This window comes from Corynebacterium sp. HMSC034B08, from assembly GCF_001835805.1.
In the GTDB taxonomy this organism is placed as follows: Bacteria; Actinomycetota; Actinomycetes; order Mycobacteriales; family Mycobacteriaceae; genus Corynebacterium; species Corynebacterium coyleae.
In genome coordinates, this window is sequence record NZ_KV825899.1 from 4,510 (window position 1) to 20,211 (window position 15,702).

Sequence of the window (15,702 nt, forward strand, 5' to 3'; positions counted from 1 at the left end):
CCCGCTGAACCCGTACATCATCGTGATCCTGACGTTGCTTCGTCGATACGAGCCCAATGCGGGCCTGGGCACGCTGATGTCGCGCCTGATCGTGTTCGTGGTTCCGTTCTGGGTGTCCTGGGCTGCCCTGCTGTTCATCTGGTACATCTTCGACCTGCCGCTCGGCCCCGGCGCTGCCATCTTCCTGTAGTGCCTACACTGGGCGGGCATGAGCATGCTTGCCCCACTTCTCGCCGCAGATCCCGCATCCCCGCGCTTCACCATTTACGACGATGCGCGGGGATTACGCATGGATTTCTCCGCCCAAACGCTGGACAACTGGGCCAGCAAAGTGGCCAACATGCTCGACGAGGAATTCGACCTCCCCCTCGACGCGAGCATCGTCATCGACCTGCCCGTCTCCTGGCAGGCTGCGGTGATTGCGGTTGGCACGTTCAACTCTTCGCGCGCTCCGCTCATCGACGACCACCCCACCGCCCCCGATATCGTCTTCACCACCCCGGAACGCGCCGAAAACTGGACCGACGCCACCGAGTGCGTCCTTGTCTCCGACGACCCGTTCGGCCGCGGCGTCGAGGAAGCCGGCGGCACCATTCCGCCCGGCACCGTGGACTTCGGCCCCACCGTGCGCTTCTACGGCGACGACTACTTCGGCAACAGCCCAGACCTGTCCACCTTCGCCCAGCCAGGCGTTAAGGCCGAACGCTACCTCGCCCAAGATTGGCGTGGCACCGATGACTTCACGATGTCGGTGATGGCACCGCTGGCCGCCGGCGGGTCCGTGGTCGTCGTCACGGGTTCGGTATCCGATAAACGGCTCCAGGAGATCTCCGCCGCTGAGAACGTCACGCGCCGTATCCAGTAGTCATGACTGTTACCCCTGCACTCCTGGGCTAAGCTGTGCCGGACACTACCCGCATTGATGAAGGGAATCCGGCATGTCCCGCACGCTGATCCGCCGCGCTGGTGCGCTGGCTCTCGCCCCCGCACTGACCGTCAGCCTCGCCACCGCAACTGTCGCCCCGGCCCAGGCTGAGACCACGGCTCAGACCGAAACCGAGAACACAAACACCACTCCGAAAGACAAGAAGATGGCCACCGGCCCGGGTAGCTCCGAGTACACCCAGGACGAAGTGGATAACGCAGGGCGCTTCGTCGCGCTGCTGGTCGGTGCGGCTGCGATCATCGCCACCCTCGGCGCAGCAGGCCTGTACTTTGCTGGCCCACACTTCGGCATCAACCTGCCGGGCCTCCCCCGCTAGTCCTGGCGCCAACGCCTGACCAGAGCGGAGCCCGTCGGGCGGCACGTGTTGCATGGCTCAGCGGCCGAAGAGGCGGCGGGCGAGTCGTCGCCAAGCAACGCGCGTGATGGAGTGCGGCACGGCAAACACTTCGCGCGCGTAGTTTTTCTTCCGCGAGGTTTCAGGCGTCGTCGCAGCGACCATGCGCACCGGGATGCCCAGGTGCCGCGCCCACACGCGGGTACGGGGGACGTGGAAACCGCTGGTCACTACGGTGAGGTACGACGCGTCGGGGAACAGCGCGCGGGAACGTTCCAGGTTTTCGTTCGTGGACCGCGCATGCGGCTCGAGCACCACCGCCTGAGCAGGCACACCGTGGGCGGTGAGCCAGGCGGCCATGATGTCGGCCTCCCCGTCGCCGGACACCACGATCGGCGCCGGATTCGCACGCCACACCTCGAGCGCCTTGTGCAAGCGGTGCTCGAGCATGCGAGAAGGGCGCCCGTCCACAATCCGGGCGCCTAACACAACGATTGGGTTACTCACCCATCAGGCGCTGACGCAACGCCTCGTCCTTGCGTTCCACCTCGGCTGCCATGCGTGCCTGGTAGTCCACCATCTTGCGCTGCACAGCCGGGTCGGCGGCACCCAGGATGCGGGCGGCGAGCAGGCCGGCGTTCTTTGCACCACCGATGGAGACCGTTGCCACCGGGACACCTCCCGGCATCTGCACGATGGACAGCAGCGAATCCATGCCGTCAAGCGTGTCCAGCGCGCGCGGAATACCGATGACCGGCAGCGGGGTGGCCGCGGCGACCATGCCCGGCAGGTGCGCGGCACCGCCAGCGCAGGCGATGATCACCTGAAGGTCACGGGTATGTGCCTCCTTGGCGTAGGCGAGCATCTTGTCCGGGGTGCGGTGCGCGGAGACCACGCCGACCTCGAACGGGATGCCAAACTCGGCGAGTACCTCGGCGGCCGGGGCGACGGTGTCCCAGTCCGAGTCCGAGCCCATGATGATGCCAACTTGCGGCTGTGCCATCTGCTTAGTCCTTCCAGGTTGCGTGGATGATGTAGTGCGCGGCGTCCTCGGCAATCGCGAGTGCTTCCTCGACGGTGTCGGCGCACACGTTGACGTGGCCCATCTTGCGGCCCGGACGGTGGTCCTTGCCGTAGAGGTGCACCTTGGCCTGCGGGTACTTGCGCATCACCGCGACGACGCGCTCGGCCATCGGAGTGTCCGGATCCTCGTCGCCGCCAAGTGTGTTCACCATGACGGTCGCCGGCGCAAGCGTGTCCACGGCACCGAGCGGCCAGTCCAACACAGCACGGATGTGCTGCTCAAACTGGGAGGTCAGGCAGCCGTCCTGGGTCCAGTGGCCAGTGTTGTGCGGGCGCATGGCCAACTCGTTGACGGCCACCTCCGGGCCGTTCGGCCCCTCATACTCGAACAGTTCCACCGCCAGCACGCCGGTCACACCCAAGCCTTCGGCGACACGCACGGCGAGGTCTTCGCAATGCTTGGCCTGCTCGTCCGACATGTCCGGCGCGGGCGCGATGGCCACGCGGCAAATGCCGTCTGCCTGGCGCGACTCCACCACCGGCCACGCGCGTACATCGCCGGAGCGGTTGCGTGCCACCATGGCGGACAACTCACGCGTGAACGCGACCTTCTTCTCCGCCATCAGCGGCAGGTCACGGCCGAGCAGATCATCCACGAGTTCCGCGCATTCGCTTCTCGACGACGGGAACCACACCCCATGCCCGTCATACCCACCCCGCGTCGCCTTCAGGCAGACCTGACCATCGTTGTCGTCCCAGAACGCCTCCGCGTCCGCAGCCGACGTGATCGCTGCGAACGGCGGCACCGGCAGGCCCGCCTCCGCGAGGCGGCGGCGCTGCTCGAGTTTGTCCTGGGCGTAGATGAGGGCTTCGGGGCGCGGTTCGACGGCGACGCCGTCGTCGATAAGCAATTGCGCGTACTCGTTCGGCACATGCTCGTGATCAAACGTGACCGCGTCCGCGCCCTCGACGATCGCGCGCAGATCCTCAAGGTTGGTGTAGTCGCCGATGCGGACATCGCCGAAGACTTGCGCCGCCGACTTGTCCTTACTCGACGCGAGCACGCGAGTGTCCACGCCGAGCTCGATAGCTTCCGTTTGCATCATTCGTGCCAATTGGCCGTCGCCCAGCACGGCGACAACAGGCATCCCATACGCGTTACTCACGCCCCACACTGTAGTCGGCCAACCGACTAGCATCGCAGCCATGTCTGAAACCATCGCCCGCCACACCATTTTCCAAAACTCTCTGATGACCGCACTTCTCGACGGCATCTACGACGGCGAGCTCACCATCAGCGACATCCTGAGCAAAGGCAACTTCGGCCTCGGCACCTTCGACGCCCTCGACGGCGAGATGCTCATCCTCGACGGCGTGTGCCACCAACTCACCTCCGACGGCAAAGCCCGCGTCGCTGACCTCGACCAACACACCCCATTTACCGTGGTGACCAACTTCGTACCCCGCCTGCGTTTCGACGCACCCGCCGGCATGGTCCGCGCCGAACTCGCCAAATTTATCGACGACGCCGAACCCAGCCACAACTTCTTCACCGCCGTCAAAATCACCGGCCGCTTCAAAGAAGTCCGCGTGCGCACCGTGACCAAACAAGAAAAGCCCTATCCCCCAATGTCCGAGGCGGTCTCCGACGACGCCGAACACATCTTCACCGACGTCGAAGGCGTCATCGGCGGATTCCGCACCCCCATGTACGCCAAAGGCATCGGTGTGCCCGGCTGCCACGTGCATTTCATTGACGACGACCACACGCGCGGCGGCCACGTCCTCGACTACACCGTCGACGACGCCGTCATCGAACTGTGCCCCGGCACCGACATGGAACTGCACCTGCCCGTCACCGCCGAATTCCTCGGCGGGCACCTCTCACCTGAGGACCTCGACGAGCAGCTCCACACCACGGAAGTCAAGGACTAGCCGCGCAGCTGCGGCGCGGGGGCTGCGGCGCGGGGGCTGCGGCGCGGGTGCGCCTAGCCGCGCAGCTGCGACTGCAGCACCTTCTCCACCGCGCGTGTCTTGCCCACCCGGTCAAACCGCACCGGCTGGGCGTAGCCGTACAGCGCGATCCACAAGCCCCCGCGCTCCCGCCGCACCGAATGGATCTGGCGCAACGGGATCGAATCCACCGCGCCACGCCGCCCCCTTGCGAGGACGCGCTTGTCAGTGACCACGAAGCGCCTGCGTCGCGACGACACCAACGGCAACACAAACCGCCACAGCGCAAGAATCGCCCAGATCAGCACCACAATGTTGCGCATCCCCGGATCGATATGCGGGGTGACGTCCATCCAGCCGATCGCCATCCAGGCAATGCCGGTAACCGCCACCAACTCCAGCAGCGGGAACGTCAACGAAGAAAGCGGCGCACACACATCGGCGAGGACCACCTCGTCCTCGCCGACACGAAACACCGCTTTGTTAGCCATGACCGGCTAGGTTACTGCACGCCTACTGGGTCGGGCGGAGGTGGTGGACGTCGCCGACGGAGAACGGGGTGTCGTCGATAAGCACCTCGCCCTCATCATTAATGCCCGTGACCAGGCCGCGCACCGTCTCCTCCCCCTCGCGTAACTCCAGGCGAACCTGCTGGCCGATGGTCGAACAGACCTTGCGGTAATCCTCCAACAACTGCGGGTCGCGCTCCTGCCACTGCTTCAAACGACGACCCATCGCGGCGAGGATGTCGGCGGTGAACTCGTCGAAATCCACGTCAATGCCCTCAAGGTTCAAGGCGGTGGCGGTCTCCACAGGCAGATCCTCCGGACGCATAGCGACGTTAATGCCGATGCCCACAATCACCCGCGGCATATCCAACGCCGAGAGGATGCCAGCGATCTTCTTGCCGCAAATCTGCACATCGTTCGGCCACTTCAACTGCGCCTGCGGCACCACATCCGTCACCGCCACCCCCGGCGCGATAGACAGCAACCCGAACGGCGGCGGGGTATCGGTCACGTCGATGACCATGCTCATGGCCAACTGCGAGCCCTTCGGCGACACCCAATGGCGACCCAAGCGGCCCTTGCCAGCGGTTTGCTCATCGGCGATGAGCACCGTGCCCGGCGCGGAACCGTCCTTGAGCAGGTCCGCGTTCGTCGACCCGGTGGACTCGACCCACCGCACGTCAGTCCAGTATCCGGCCACCTTGTCCTGAATTGCCTGCACGTCCTTGACACTCATGGTCACGAGCGTAGTAGCGGGCAGGGTGTTGGGGTTTCGGTGCCCCTCTCCCCGCAAAGGTCAGTTAGCGCGCTTCGCCGAAGAGGCACCCCATTTCTGAAAATTGGGTAGTAGGAGTCCTGAAAATCAGGTAGTAGCCCTTCTGAAAAACGGGTAGTAGAAGTCCTGAAAATCAGGTAGTAGGAACTATTCATGCTGTACACTACCCGTATGTCATATCTTCGGCGCACGCTTGATGACGAGCTTGATCTCCTTATGCCTCACCTGCCCGCAATCGCAATTGACGGACCAAAAGGTGTGGGCAAGACCGACACTGCAAGGCGCCGAGCCGACGCTGCTTGGTATCTCGACGATCCCGATATGAGGAACGTTGCCGAGGCAGATTTCTCGCTCTCCTCCGCACCAGATGGAACTCTTCTACTAGATGAGTGGCAGCATCTTCCCCAGATCTGGGATTCTGTCCGACGCCAAGTAGATCAGGGCGCTGGGCCCGGGCGCTTCCTCCTCACCGGCTCTGCTACTCCAGTCGACCCGAAGGGCTCACACTCTGGGGCCGGACGCATCGTCTCACTGAGAATGCGACCAATGGCAGTGCATGAACGTGGCGTCGCTAACCCCACATGCAGCTTCGCCGGGATCTTGGCCGGAAACACCGATGTAACTGGTTCTTCTGACTGTACGCTCGACGACTACGCACGCCTCATCACCGGAAGCGGATTCCCCGCCATCGCTTCCGCGAATCCGCTCATCCAGGTCACACTGCTGGATTCCTACATTGAGCGAATCATCGATCGTGATATTCCCGATGCAGGATACGAGGTGAGACGGCCGGAATCGCTTCGAAGCTGGTTGCGCGCATACGCTGCTGCAACAGCCACTACCACCGCTTACTCCAGACTGCTTGATGCGACCACCGGCGGTCAGACTGAACAACCAAATCAGAAGACCACACTCGCATATCGTGAGCACCTTGCAAAGATTTGGCTGCTTGATCCAGTTCCTGGTTGGGTTCCAGAAAACAATGAGTTCAAACGCCTGCAGCAAGGCCCAAAGCATCACTTGGCTGACCCTGCACTCGCTGCCAGGCTTCTTGGAATATCCCCATCTGGCCTCTTGAGTAACCGTGCTGCGCACATGTTCGGGCCGCTTTTCGAGTCTCTGTGCGCGCTCACCCTGCGTGTACTGGCCCAAGCAAACAGGGCCAAGGTCTACCACCTCAGGTCCAACGCGGGAGAGCGGGAAGTCGACTTCATCATTGAGGGCGCTGAACGGGAGGTGCTCGGGGTGGAGGTCAAGCTGAAGCCTCATATCGACGACGCCGACGTCCGACACCTCCTATGGTTGCGCGAACGTATTCCAGACCGCGTCACCAACCTCATGGTCCTTACCACGGGGAAACAGGCTTATGTACGACGTGACGGTGTGATCGTTATGCCTCTCGCGCTTCTCGGCAATTAGTGTTCCCCGCTCCCTCACCCCAACCCCGCGCCCCGGCCAGGCCAACCACGCCCCGCCGTAGCGAAACGTCCGGCGACGCGCCGTCGATAGGCAATGTGGCAGGAACAATCTCGGAATCTAGACTGGGGCGTTATGAGTTCATCTAAACCCGACATGACCACGACGGCTGGCCGCATTCAGGATCTGCGCAATCGCCTGGATGAGGCGCAGGCACCGGTCGGTCAGGACGCGATCGATGCTGTCCACGAGGCTGGCGGCACCACTGCTCGTGAGCGCGTGCTTTCGCTTCTCGACGACGGCACGTTCGTGGAGACCGACGCCCTGGCCAAGCACCGCGTCGAGGCATACAAGATGGACAAGTCCAAGCCTTCCACCGACGGTGTGATTACGGGCTACGGGCTGATCGACGGCCGTCGTGTCTGCGTCTTCTCCCAAGACCCGACGATTTTCGACGGCCAGGTCGGTGAGGTGTACTGCGAGAAGATCCTCAAGATCTACGACTTGGCAACCAAGACCGGCGTGCCGCTGATCGGTATTTATGACTCGACTGGCCCGCGTTGGAAGGAAGGCATTGTCACCGCGCATATGCAGGCACAGATCCTGCGTGCGGCAACCCGTGCGTCGGGTTTGATTCCGCAGATCGCGGTCGTGGCCGGGGATGTCGCCTCGCTCGCTGCCACCACGGTCCCGATGGCGGACATCACCGTCATGGCCGAGGGCGCGTCCCTGCACGTGACCACGGCGGACATCGTGAGCAAGGTCTCCGGCGCCGAAACGACTTCCGATGAGCTTGGCGGCACCGCCGTCCACGCCGCGAAGACTGGCCTGGCGCAGCTCGTCGCCGCGACCGATACGGAAGCGGTGGACCTGGCCCGTACCGTGGTCAGCTACCTGCCGCTGAACAACAAGGCCGCGTCCCCGCTGGGCGCGGACAACGCCGAGGCCCCTGCGACGGAGGCCGACCTCGACACATTCATGCCTGACGACGACAACCAGCCCTACGACGTCACCGACATCCTGGCTTCGGTCACCGACGGCGACGTTCTGGAACTCTCCGCTGGCTTCGCAGGTTCCGTGGTCACCGGTTTTGCGCACGTGGGCGGGCGCGCGGTTGGTGTCGTCGCAACGCAGCCGAGTGTTTTGGCTGGCTGCCTGACCCGCGACGCCGCACGCAAGGCCGCACGCTTCATCCGCACCTGCGACGCGTTTAACCTGCCGATCGTGCAGTTCGTGGACTCCCCCGGCTTCCTCCCGTCGGTCGAGGAGGAGCGCTCCGGGTCCGCCGCAGCCGCCGCCGCACTCGCCTACGCGTTTGCAGAGGCCCAGGTGGGCACGATCACCGTGGTCACCCGCAAGGCGTTCGGTCCGTCGTACGCGCTGCTCGGCTCGAAGGGCCTGGGCGCGGACCTGGTGTTCGCTTGGCCGACCGCACAGATCGCACTGGCAGACGCCACCACCGCCGCCGAGGCGATCGGCACCGACGAGGAGCAGTACGCCGCGGACAACCTCAACCCGTACGTGGCCACTGAGCGCGGAATGGTCGACGCCGTCATCGAGCCATCCACCACCCGCGCCCGCGTCCTCGAGGGCCTGCGCCTGCTCGAGCGCAAGGTGACCTACCCGGCACAGAAGAAGCACGGCAACATCCCGCTGTAAGGAGGCTGACGTGGATATTCAGGTAGTTAAAGGCAACCCCACCGAGGCGGAACTGCAGGCGCTGACCGAGGTGTTGCTGCAGCTCCAGCGCGAACGCAAGCAGTCCGGGGTGCAGCCGGACGCCAACATGTGGGGTGCGTCCCACCCGGCGACTGCGTTTAATCCGCACGCGTTCGATTCGGCGGCGTATTTCTAATGCGGTTGGTGTTGGCGTCGCAGTCGCCGTCGCGACGCATGCTGCTCGAACAAGGCGGCGTCACCCCGGTGCTGCGCCCCGCGCACATCGATGAGGATGCGGTGATCGCTGCACTTGGCAACGTCCCACCCGCCACCACCGTTGCCACCCTCGCCCGCGCGAAAGCCGAGACGGCGATTGCGCAGTTCCCCGACGATGTTGTTGTTGGCTGCGACAGCATGCTGCTTCTCGACGACACCTTGCTGGGCAAACCCCACACCGTCGACGAAACTATCCGCCGGTGGAAAGCACAGCGCGGTAAGGAAGCACACCTGCTCACCGGGCATGCGGTGTGGTTCGGCGGCGAATGGGTCGTGGATACCGTCACCACCGCCATCCGCTTCGGTGACGTATCCGATGCCGACATCGAGGCCTACGCCCGCTCCGGCCAGCCGCTTCAGTGCGCCGGCGCGTTCACGCTCGAGGCGCTCGGCTCCTGGTTCATCGACTCCATCGACGGCGACCCCACCAGCGTCATCGGCCTGTCCATGCCACTTTTGCGCCGCTGCCTGTACCGCTTCGGACTGGACGCCTCCGACTTCTGGACCGCGTAGCGCACGTTGTGGGTAGCCTGGCCATCATGGAAATCAACGACATGCTCGCACCGAAGCCCATCGAACTTCCCGCCGATCCGGCCACCGGCAAGGACCTCCTTGCCGACGACACCGCGCTCGCCCACCCCGATTCCCCCGCCGTCTGGGCCACCCGCGCCGAGCGTGAACTCGAATCCGGCGACAAACTCATCGCTTACGCCTACGCCCGCACCGGCTACCACCGCTCTCTGGACCGCCTGCGCGCCAACGGCTGGAAAGGCTGGGGTCCAGTCCCGGCGTCCCACGAGCCGAACCGTGGCGTGCTCAAGGCGATTGCGATGTTGGCGCTGACCTCCAAGGCGATTGGCGACGACGCCGAGTACGACCGCTGCCGCCAAATGCTCTCCGATGCCGACCCGGCTAGCGTAAAGGAGCTGCTGGGGTAGGCGTCAAAAGCAGATCGTCTAGCTGCCTGTGAGGGGGCACTAGACGATCACGAGTCCCCGGATGCATTTCCCCAGGTGATATTGAAAACAGATATCAATAAAATGCGGATCGTCTAGCGGCCCCGAAATGCAACTAGACGATCCGCATTCCCGGTCGGCGAAAACCGGGTCACGACAGACAAGAAGCCCCGGCACGGGATTTTCGGGCCGGGGCGTTGGTGTCGTCGAAAAGCCAGCGCTTACGCGTGCTTCGCCTCCACGCGCTTGATGGCCTCCTCGGCCACCATCTCCTGGATGCCCATGTCGAGCTCCGAGGTGAAGCCGACGCAGGAGCAGTTGATCTCGCCGAGGACGTAGGTGTCCTCCCCGGTCTCGTCGTCATCGGCAAGCATGAAGTCCGCGGTCCAGATCAGCGGAATGTTGTCGCCACCGAGGTTCTCGGCGATGACCGGGCGGGCCTCGGCGAACATGTCGACGAGCTCCTGCCACTCCTCCGGCTTCTGGTAGGTGTACTTCGCGCCGGAGAACAAGGTTGCGGAGAACGCGTCGCCGCCCTCAGCCGGCTTCTTGTGTACGACGAACACCGGGTGCGGGCCGACCAGCAGAATGCGGATCTCACCCTCGACGATGCGCGGCATGAAGCGCATGTCCACGAGCATGCCGTTGTCGCCTTCGATGTACTGGTCACAGAAGTCCATGAACTCGCCGAGCTCGCGCTCCTCAGTGTGGTTGTCCACGGCCTCGGTGCACTTGAGCTTGGTGTCCAGCGGCAGGGCGGTGCCCGGTTCGACGGAGTCGGCCAGGGCTTCGTCGGCAAGGCGCACGCGCCAGATGCCGGAGCCGGTGGAGCCGCGGTTCTGCTTGAGCACGCGCTCGCCGTAGGACAGGGAGGTCGGGAAGGTGTTGTGGAAGTCCTCAACCTCGTAGTACGCGGCGGTATCTTCCGGCACAAGGTCGGTCTTGTTCAGCTTCACCAGGGCATCCTTCGCACCGTAGGAGATCATCTCCTGCGGGGTGGACATGCCGACCAGGCCGGCCTCGGACAGGCGGGTAAGCAGGTCAAAGTAGCCCTTTTCGCCGCCCGGGATGTTGCCCGGGTTCACACGCGAGATGTAGCCGTCGAAGTTCTCGGAGACGTACGTGAACAGGTCGTCGGCCCACTCCGGACGGAAGTAGACAACCTCTGCGTGCCAGCCCTTTTCCTTGATGGCGTTGACAATGGGCATGGTGTCCTTGCGGTGGCCGTCAATGTACTTGTCGGAGCCGCCCTCAACCTCGAAGACAACAATCGCCTTGTGCACGGTGATCCCTTTCATGATGTTGTCCCGCAGCGTGTGAATGCGGTCAGCGCATGCATCGGCGGGGTAGGTAAAAACTCGCGAAACATCTCAGCCGTAGCCGTCGTGTTCCGTCTCTGACTCTATCGGCTTAAAGCGACCCACACAGGGCGGCAGAATTGATAGTGTGCAAGTTCACACCTGTTGTGGCGAGGCGAGGTTTCTCGCCGATTCCGGCCGGGATTTGCTGGTACTACCTGTATCCTTGTCGGTGATTGTTCACTCGCCTATTCCGGCGGGGGCCGCAGAGACGAAAGGCAGCTGACGTGGGTATCGAACTCGACGACAATCCCCAGTTCAAGGACTACGCACATCCTGAGAAGTTTGTCACCGCCGCGTGGCTTTCGGCGCGGCTCGGCGTGGATGGTCTGAAGGTTGTCGAAAGTGATGAGGATGCGTTCCTCTACGACATCGGCCACATTCCGGGCGCGGTGCGCATTGACTGGAAGAGCGATCTTAACGACGAGCTCAACCGCGACTTCATCGACGGCGAAGCCTTTGCCAAACTCATGCGATCCCGCGGCATCAGCCGCGACGACACGGTGGTGGTCTACGGCGACCACGCCAACTGGTGGGCTGCCTACACCGCCTGGGTGTTCGAGCTGTTCGGCCACCCCGACGTGCGCTTGCTCGATGGCGGACGCGACGCGTGGATGGGTGAGGAGCGCGACACGTCCTTCGTCGTTCCCTCCTACCCCGAGTCTGACTACCCCGTGGTGGAGCGCAAGGACACCGCAGTTCGCACCTTCGCCTCCGAGCTGCTGGATAATCCGCCGGAGCAGCTTATCGACGCCCGCCCAGCCCCCGCTTACCGCGGCGACGGCACCGCCCCTGTGCAACCCCAAGTACCGACGCTGCGCCAGGGCCACACTCCGGGCGCGTTTAGCGTCCCGTGGGGCCGTTCCGTGCACCCGAACGCGCGCTTCCGCCCGTTGGAGGACATCCGCGAGATCTACAAGGATTTCGATCCGAAGAAGCGCACAGTGGTGTACTGCCAGTTGGGCGAAAGCGCGTCGCACACCTGGTACGTCCTGAACAATATTCTCGGTTTCGAGGACGTTGCGCTGTACGACGGTTCCTGGGCCGAGTGGGGCAACATGGTCCGCGTCCCCGTGGCTAAAGGGGATTCCCGTGGTGGGGCTGTAACATAGAACGACATTTGTCCGATTTTCTGACGGTTCGTATTTCCGATTGAAGGACGGGATTGCTTCGTGTCCACCACCGCACCGAATACTGATCTGCCCCGCAGCCTGAGCAAGGTGCTCGTCGCTAATCGCGGCGAGATTGCCGTGCGCGTCATCCGCGCGTGCCAGGACGAAGGTGTTGCGTCGGTCGCGGTGTATGCAGACCCTGATGTCGATGCGCCGTTCGTCGCTCTTGCCGACGAAGCCTTCGCCCTCGGCGGCACCACCGCCGCCGAGTCTTACCTGGACATGGACAAGGTCATCGACGCCGCGCAGAAGTCCGGCGCCGACGCTATCCACCCGGGCTACGGCTTCCTCTCGGAGAACGCCGAGTTCGCGCAGAAGGTCATCGACGCTGGCCTGACCTGGATCGGCCCGTCGCCGGAGGCCATCGCGGCACTCGGTGACAAGGTCACCGCCCGCCACATCGCTGAAGCCGCCGACGCCCCCATGGCGCCCGGCACTAAGGACCCCGTGGCCAACGCTGACGAGGTCGTTGCGTTTGCCGACGAGCACGGCCTGCCCGTTGCCATCAAGGCAGCTTTCGGCGGTGGCGGTCGCGGCATGAAGGTCGCCTACACCCGCGAAGAGATTCCGGAACTGTTTGAGTCCGCCACCCGCGAAGCCACCGCAGCGTTCGGTCGTGGCGAGTGCTTCGTGGAGCGCTACCTGGACAAGGCCCGCCACGTTGAAGCGCAGGTGTTGGCTGATCAGCACGGCAACGTTGTCGTCGTCGGTACGCGCGATTGCTCCTTGCAGCGTCGCTTCCAAAAACTTGTCGAAGAAGCCCCAGCGCCCTTCCTCACCGACGAGCAGCGCGAGCGCATCCGCTCCTCTGCCAAGGCCATCTGCCGCGAAGCAGGTTACTACGGCGCCGGCACCGTGGAGTACCTCGTGGGCTCTGACGGGCTGATCTCGTTTTTGGAGGTCAACACCCGCCTGCAGGTCGAACACCCCGTCACCGAGGTCACCGCCGGCATCGACCTCGTGCGCGAGCAGTTCCGTATCGCCCGCGGCGAGGAACTGCAGCTGACCGAAGACCCGGCTCCGCGTGGCCACGCTATTGAGTTCCGCATCAACGGCGAAGACGCCGCCGCAAACTTCATGCCGGCACCGGGCACCGTCGTTGCATACGCTGAGCCCACCGGCCCGGGTGTGCGTGTCGATTCCGGCGTGCGCGCAGGCTCCGTCATCGGCGGCCAGTTCGACTCCATGCTGGCGAAACTGATCGTCGACGGCGCCACCCGTCAAGAGGCCATCCAGCGTGCCCGCCGCGCGCTTGGAGAATACGTGGTCACCGGCTTCCCCACCGTCATCCCCTTCCACCAGGCCATCCTGGACAACCCGGCATTCGTCGGCACCGAAGACGGCTTCGACGTGTACACCCGCTGGATCGAGGAAGAGTGGGACGGCGAACTGCCCGCGTCCAGCGCCGATGCATCTGGTGACGACGCCGACACCGACCTGCCGACCCGTCGCACCTTTGCCGTTGAAATTGACGGCCGCCGCGTCGAAGTCGCCCTACCCGAGGAACTCGTCACCGCAGGCCCCGCCAAGCGCAAGCCGAAGAAGCGCCGCGCAGGCAAGGCTGCTGTCTCCGGTGACGCCGTCGCCTCCCCCATGCAGGGTTCCGTGATCAAGGTCAACGTCTCCGAAGGCGACGAGGTTGCTGAAGGCGATGTCCTGCTGGTCCTCGAGGCCATGAAGATGGAGAACCCGGTCAAGGCACACAAGGCCGGCACCGTCACGGGCCTCGCCGCCGAGGCTGGTGGCCAGGTGACCAAGGGCGCCGTGCTCATGGAGCTGAAGTAGCTGGTTGCTTCGGTGGCGCTTGTCCCACCCATTGCCCTGACAGATTTTGCAGAATCTGTCAGGGCTTTTCTTTACGACGCTACGACCAGGCGTTCTATACCCCTTCAAAGGCCGCCTGACACATTCCGCCACAATCCGTCAGCGCAGACCTACGGAAACGGCGAACTGCTCCAGCACAGGTCCGATAAACGGCACGAGGAAGCCCAACACAACGGCGACCGCCACAACAATCGTGGCGATGGCCTCCGGAGAAGCGCTCGAGCCAGAGTGAGCCACATTGGTCGCGGGCGATTCGGGGGTCTCGGCGTCGTGGGTAACGGGCGTACCAATCGGTTTCGTGGCGCTGATCAGCTCGATCTCCTGCGCCTCCGTCACGCCTGGCCCGTTGAGCGGCTTCGAGGCACGGTTCAAAGAGGCCGACTCGCCCTTCCGGTTCGAGACTGTGCTCACGCCTGAGTAGACCGCCACCAGTCCCCTACCGGGCGCCCAGACGGGTGCCCCGGAGTCGCCCTTCACGCCAAGGTCGCTGTCGAAGTAGACGTTGTTACCCAGCCGGTCAACGAAGGTGCCGCACCGCTTCTCCCCTGCACTGAGCAGGCAGATCTCGTCGTTGGGGTGAAGATCCTCGAGGTCCACCACGGCGTCGGTGGTGATGGTGTTCGCGCCCAGTTGGACACCGTCGTCCCAGCGGATGATGCCCCAGTCGTTGCCGGTCGCAGACCTACCAAACTCCGTGGAGGGATAGAACGTTCCGTTCGCCTGGCCCACGGCGGCGCGGCTGCCGTGTTCGCCACAGTGTCCGGCGGTGTAGCTAATCCGTTGGTTGGGGTCGTTGAATCCGATGGAGCAAATTCCCTTATCGACGACTACCACGCGGGCGCCCTGCTCCACCACCGGAACCTCGGCGTTGGCGATGGGGGTGAGGGCAAGGGTGGTTGCCGTGGTCGTCGATAGGAATATGCGTCGAAGCATGGGAAAAGATTAACGTGGTGCGCATGGATTACACACCTCAGTTCGAACTACGTGAAGCAACCGAGTCTGACCGGACGTACCTGCGCCGGCTGAACTTTCTTACCGACGTGTTCGGTGACGAGCACGGCGAGATCGGCCAAGAGGAAGCTGAAGGGTCTGACGACTACGTCGGAAACTGGGATCCGGAAGCCGAGGGCGGCGTTCTCGCGTTCGATCAGTTCCGCGTGCCGTCGGGCGGTGTGTGGCTGCGCTACTGGTCGACGCCCGAGCAGGGCTGGGCGAACCTGGGCAGCGATATTCCGGAAATCGCGATTGCGGTAGAACGCCGCTACGCAGGGCACAAACTCGCCGTCCGGCTGCTGGCTGCCGCGGTGGAGTTGGCCGCGAAGCAGGGTGCGCCGAAGGTGGCGCTGTGGGTGGACCCGAACAACGAGCGTGCCCGCCACCGCTACGAAACTTTCGGATTTAAAAACGTCGACGGCCACGACAATGTCATGGCCGTCGACGTGAAGGACTTCACCGCCTAAGCGTTAGGCGATAACCACCACGAGGTCGCCGCCTTCCACCT

The 15,702-nt window shown here is 63.9% G+C and carries 19 protein-coding genes; 12 read left to right on the forward strand and 7 right to left on the reverse strand.

Features of this window, described 5'->3' with window-relative positions; all coding sequences use genetic code 11:
* The 3 genes from HMPREF2656_RS12345 to HMPREF2656_RS00325 form a co-directional block, all read left to right on the forward strand.
* Positions 1-190: AbgT family transporter (locus HMPREF2656_RS12345; RefSeq protein WP_210400936.1), on the forward strand; the 190-nt coding region annotated here is incomplete at its 5' end.
* An 18-nt stretch (positions 191-208) separates the two neighbouring features.
* On the forward strand, positions 209-865 hold the full coding sequence (locus HMPREF2656_RS00320; protein WP_070815557.1) for a TIGR03089 family protein: 657 nt from the start codon (positions 209-211) through the stop codon (positions 863-865).
* 73 nt (positions 866-938) lie between these two features.
* Positions 939-1,262: a hypothetical protein gene (locus tag HMPREF2656_RS00325; RefSeq protein ID WP_070815558.1), complete on the forward strand. Its 324-nt coding sequence runs from the start codon at positions 939-941 to the stop codon at positions 1,260-1,262.
* A 57-nt stretch (positions 1,263-1,319) separates the two neighbouring features.
* Here HMPREF2656_RS00325 and HMPREF2656_RS00330 read toward each other — a convergent pair whose 3' ends face one another.
* Genes HMPREF2656_RS00330 through HMPREF2656_RS00340 form a run of 3 tightly spaced genes read right to left on the reverse strand, consistent with a single transcriptional unit; the run spans position 1,320 to position 3,451 of the window.
* Positions 1,320-1,787, reverse strand: a complete 468-nt coding sequence (locus HMPREF2656_RS00330) for a YdcF family protein (protein WP_070815559.1) — start codon at positions 1,785-1,787, stop codon at positions 1,320-1,322.
* Positions 1,780-2,283: a 5-(carboxyamino)imidazole ribonucleotide mutase gene (gene purE / locus HMPREF2656_RS00335; protein WP_070570497.1), complete on the reverse strand. Its 504-nt coding sequence runs from the start codon at positions 2,281-2,283 to the stop codon at positions 1,780-1,782. The genes HMPREF2656_RS00330 and purE overlap by 8 nt, the downstream gene beginning before the upstream one ends.
* 4 nt (positions 2,284-2,287) lie before the next feature.
* Positions 2,288-3,451, reverse strand: coding sequence for a 5-(carboxyamino)imidazole ribonucleotide synthase (locus HMPREF2656_RS00340; protein WP_083319380.1), 1,164 nt, complete (start codon positions 3,449-3,451; stop codon positions 2,288-2,290).
* 58 nt (positions 3,452-3,509) lie between these two features.
* Between HMPREF2656_RS00340 and budA the strand changes: the two genes are divergently transcribed.
* On the forward strand, positions 3,510-4,238 hold the full coding sequence (gene budA, locus HMPREF2656_RS00345; RefSeq protein WP_070614836.1) for an acetolactate decarboxylase: 729 nt from the start codon (positions 3,510-3,512) through the stop codon (positions 4,236-4,238).
* Positions 4,239-4,291: 53 nt separating this feature from the next.
* Here budA and HMPREF2656_RS00350 read toward each other — a convergent pair whose 3' ends face one another.
* Both HMPREF2656_RS00350 and HMPREF2656_RS00355 read right to left on the reverse strand, forming a co-directional pair.
* Positions 4,292-4,747: a hypothetical protein gene (locus HMPREF2656_RS00350; RefSeq protein ID WP_070771963.1), complete on the reverse strand. Its 456-nt coding sequence runs from the start codon at positions 4,745-4,747 to the stop codon at positions 4,292-4,294.
* A gap of 22 nt (positions 4,748-4,769) precedes the next feature.
* Positions 4,770-5,501, reverse strand: a complete 732-nt coding sequence (locus HMPREF2656_RS00355) for a biotin--[acetyl-CoA-carboxylase] ligase (protein WP_070815642.1) — start codon at positions 5,499-5,501, stop codon at positions 4,770-4,772.
* Positions 5,502-5,693: 192 nt separating this feature from the next.
* On the opposite strand from HMPREF2656_RS00355, the gene HMPREF2656_RS00360 reads away from it, so the two are divergent.
* The 5 genes from HMPREF2656_RS00360 (at position 5,694) to HMPREF2656_RS00380 (ending at position 9,829) form a co-directional block, all read left to right on the forward strand.
* Positions 5,694-6,959, forward strand: coding sequence for an ATP-binding protein (locus HMPREF2656_RS00360; protein WP_246825038.1), 1,266 nt, complete (start codon positions 5,694-5,696; stop codon positions 6,957-6,959).
* Positions 6,960-7,091: 132 nt separating this feature from the next.
* Positions 7,092-8,615: an acyl-CoA carboxylase subunit beta gene (locus HMPREF2656_RS00365; protein ID WP_070815560.1), complete on the forward strand. Its 1,524-nt coding sequence runs from the start codon at positions 7,092-7,094 to the stop codon at positions 8,613-8,615.
* 10 nt (positions 8,616-8,625) lie between these two features.
* Positions 8,626-8,811, forward strand: a complete 186-nt coding sequence (locus HMPREF2656_RS00370; RefSeq protein ID WP_070422838.1) for an acyl-CoA carboxylase subunit epsilon — start codon at positions 8,626-8,628, stop codon at positions 8,809-8,811.
* Positions 8,811-9,404 carry a Maf family protein gene (locus tag HMPREF2656_RS00375; RefSeq protein ID WP_070422837.1) on the forward strand — a complete coding sequence of 198 codons (594 nt, stop codon included), beginning with the start codon at positions 8,811-8,813 and terminating at the stop codon, positions 9,402-9,404. Before HMPREF2656_RS00370 ends, HMPREF2656_RS00375 begins: the two co-directional genes overlap by 1 nt.
* Before the next feature lie 26 nt (positions 9,405-9,430).
* Positions 9,431-9,829, forward strand: coding sequence for a DUF3151 domain-containing protein (locus HMPREF2656_RS00380; protein ID WP_070449528.1), 399 nt, complete (start codon positions 9,431-9,433; stop codon positions 9,827-9,829).
* Positions 9,830-10,068: 239 nt separating this feature from the next.
* On the opposite strand, the gene HMPREF2656_RS00385 is transcribed toward HMPREF2656_RS00380, so the two are convergent.
* Positions 10,069-11,130, reverse strand: a complete 1,062-nt coding sequence (locus HMPREF2656_RS00385; protein ID WP_070422883.1) for a Cj0069 family protein — start codon at positions 11,128-11,130, stop codon at positions 10,069-10,071.
* A 302-nt stretch (positions 11,131-11,432) separates the two neighbouring features.
* Between HMPREF2656_RS00385 and HMPREF2656_RS00390 the strand changes: the two genes are divergently transcribed.
* Together HMPREF2656_RS00390 and HMPREF2656_RS00395 are read left to right on the forward strand one after the other, a co-directional pair.
* Positions 11,433-12,317, forward strand: a complete 885-nt coding sequence (locus tag HMPREF2656_RS00390) for a sulfurtransferase (protein WP_070815561.1) — start codon at positions 11,433-11,435, stop codon at positions 12,315-12,317.
* A gap of 60 nt (positions 12,318-12,377) precedes the next feature.
* Positions 12,378-14,162 carry an acetyl-CoA carboxylase biotin carboxylase subunit gene (locus HMPREF2656_RS00395; protein ID WP_246825040.1) on the forward strand — a complete coding sequence of 595 codons (1,785 nt, stop codon included), beginning with the start codon at positions 12,378-12,380 and terminating at the stop codon, positions 14,160-14,162.
* A gap of 138 nt (positions 14,163-14,300) precedes the next feature.
* Here the strand turns inward: HMPREF2656_RS00395 and HMPREF2656_RS00400 are convergent, their stop codons facing one another.
* The gene (locus tag HMPREF2656_RS00400) at positions 14,301-15,134 is read right to left on the reverse strand and encodes a chymotrypsin family serine protease (RefSeq protein ID WP_070815562.1); all 834 of its coding nucleotides are present in this window, start codon (positions 15,132-15,134) and stop codon (positions 14,301-14,303) included.
* A gap of 23 nt (positions 15,135-15,157) precedes the next feature.
* Between HMPREF2656_RS00400 and HMPREF2656_RS00405 the strand changes: the two genes are divergently transcribed.
* Positions 15,158-15,661 carry a GNAT family N-acetyltransferase gene (locus tag HMPREF2656_RS00405; protein WP_070815645.1) on the forward strand — a complete coding sequence of 168 codons (504 nt, stop codon included), beginning with the start codon at positions 15,158-15,160 and terminating at the stop codon, positions 15,659-15,661.
* Positions 15,662-15,702 lie beyond the last annotated feature (41 nt).

Coding starts and splice junctions, on each gene's coding strand:
- HMPREF2656_RS00320 (WP_070815557.1), top strand. CDS start 209: ATGAGCATGCTTGCCCCACTTCTCGCCGCAGATCCCGCATCCCCGCGC.
- HMPREF2656_RS00325 (WP_070815558.1), top strand. CDS start 939: ATGTCCCGCACGCTGATCCGCCGCGCTGGTGCGCTGGCTCTCGCCCCC.
- purE (WP_070570497.1), bottom strand. CDS start 2,283: ATGGCACAGCCGCAAGTTGGCATCATCATGGGCTCGGACTCGGACTGG.
- HMPREF2656_RS00340 (WP_083319380.1), bottom strand. CDS start 3,451: ATGCCTGTTGTCGCCGTGCTGGGCGACGGCCAATTGGCACGAATGATG.
- budA (WP_070614836.1), top strand. CDS start 3,510: ATGTCTGAAACCATCGCCCGCCACACCATTTTCCAAAACTCTCTGATG.
- HMPREF2656_RS00350 (WP_070771963.1), bottom strand. CDS start 4,747: ATGGCTAACAAAGCGGTGTTTCGTGTCGGCGAGGACGAGGTGGTCCTC.
- HMPREF2656_RS00355 (WP_070815642.1), bottom strand. CDS start 5,501: ATGAGTGTCAAGGACGTGCAGGCAATTCAGGACAAGGTGGCCGGATAC.
- HMPREF2656_RS00360 (WP_246825038.1), top strand. CDS start 5,694: ATGCTGTACACTACCCGTATGTCATATCTTCGGCGCACGCTTGATGAC.
- HMPREF2656_RS00365 (WP_070815560.1), top strand. CDS start 7,092: ATGAGTTCATCTAAACCCGACATGACCACGACGGCTGGCCGCATTCAG.
- HMPREF2656_RS00375 (WP_070422837.1), top strand. CDS start 8,811: ATGCGGTTGGTGTTGGCGTCGCAGTCGCCGTCGCGACGCATGCTGCTC.
- HMPREF2656_RS00380 (WP_070449528.1), top strand. CDS start 9,431: ATGGAAATCAACGACATGCTCGCACCGAAGCCCATCGAACTTCCCGCC.
- HMPREF2656_RS00400 (WP_070815562.1), bottom strand. CDS start 15,134: ATGCTTCGACGCATATTCCTATCGACGACCACGGCAACCACCCTTGCC.
- HMPREF2656_RS00405 (WP_070815645.1), top strand. CDS start 15,158: ATGGATTACACACCTCAGTTCGAACTACGTGAAGCAACCGAGTCTGAC.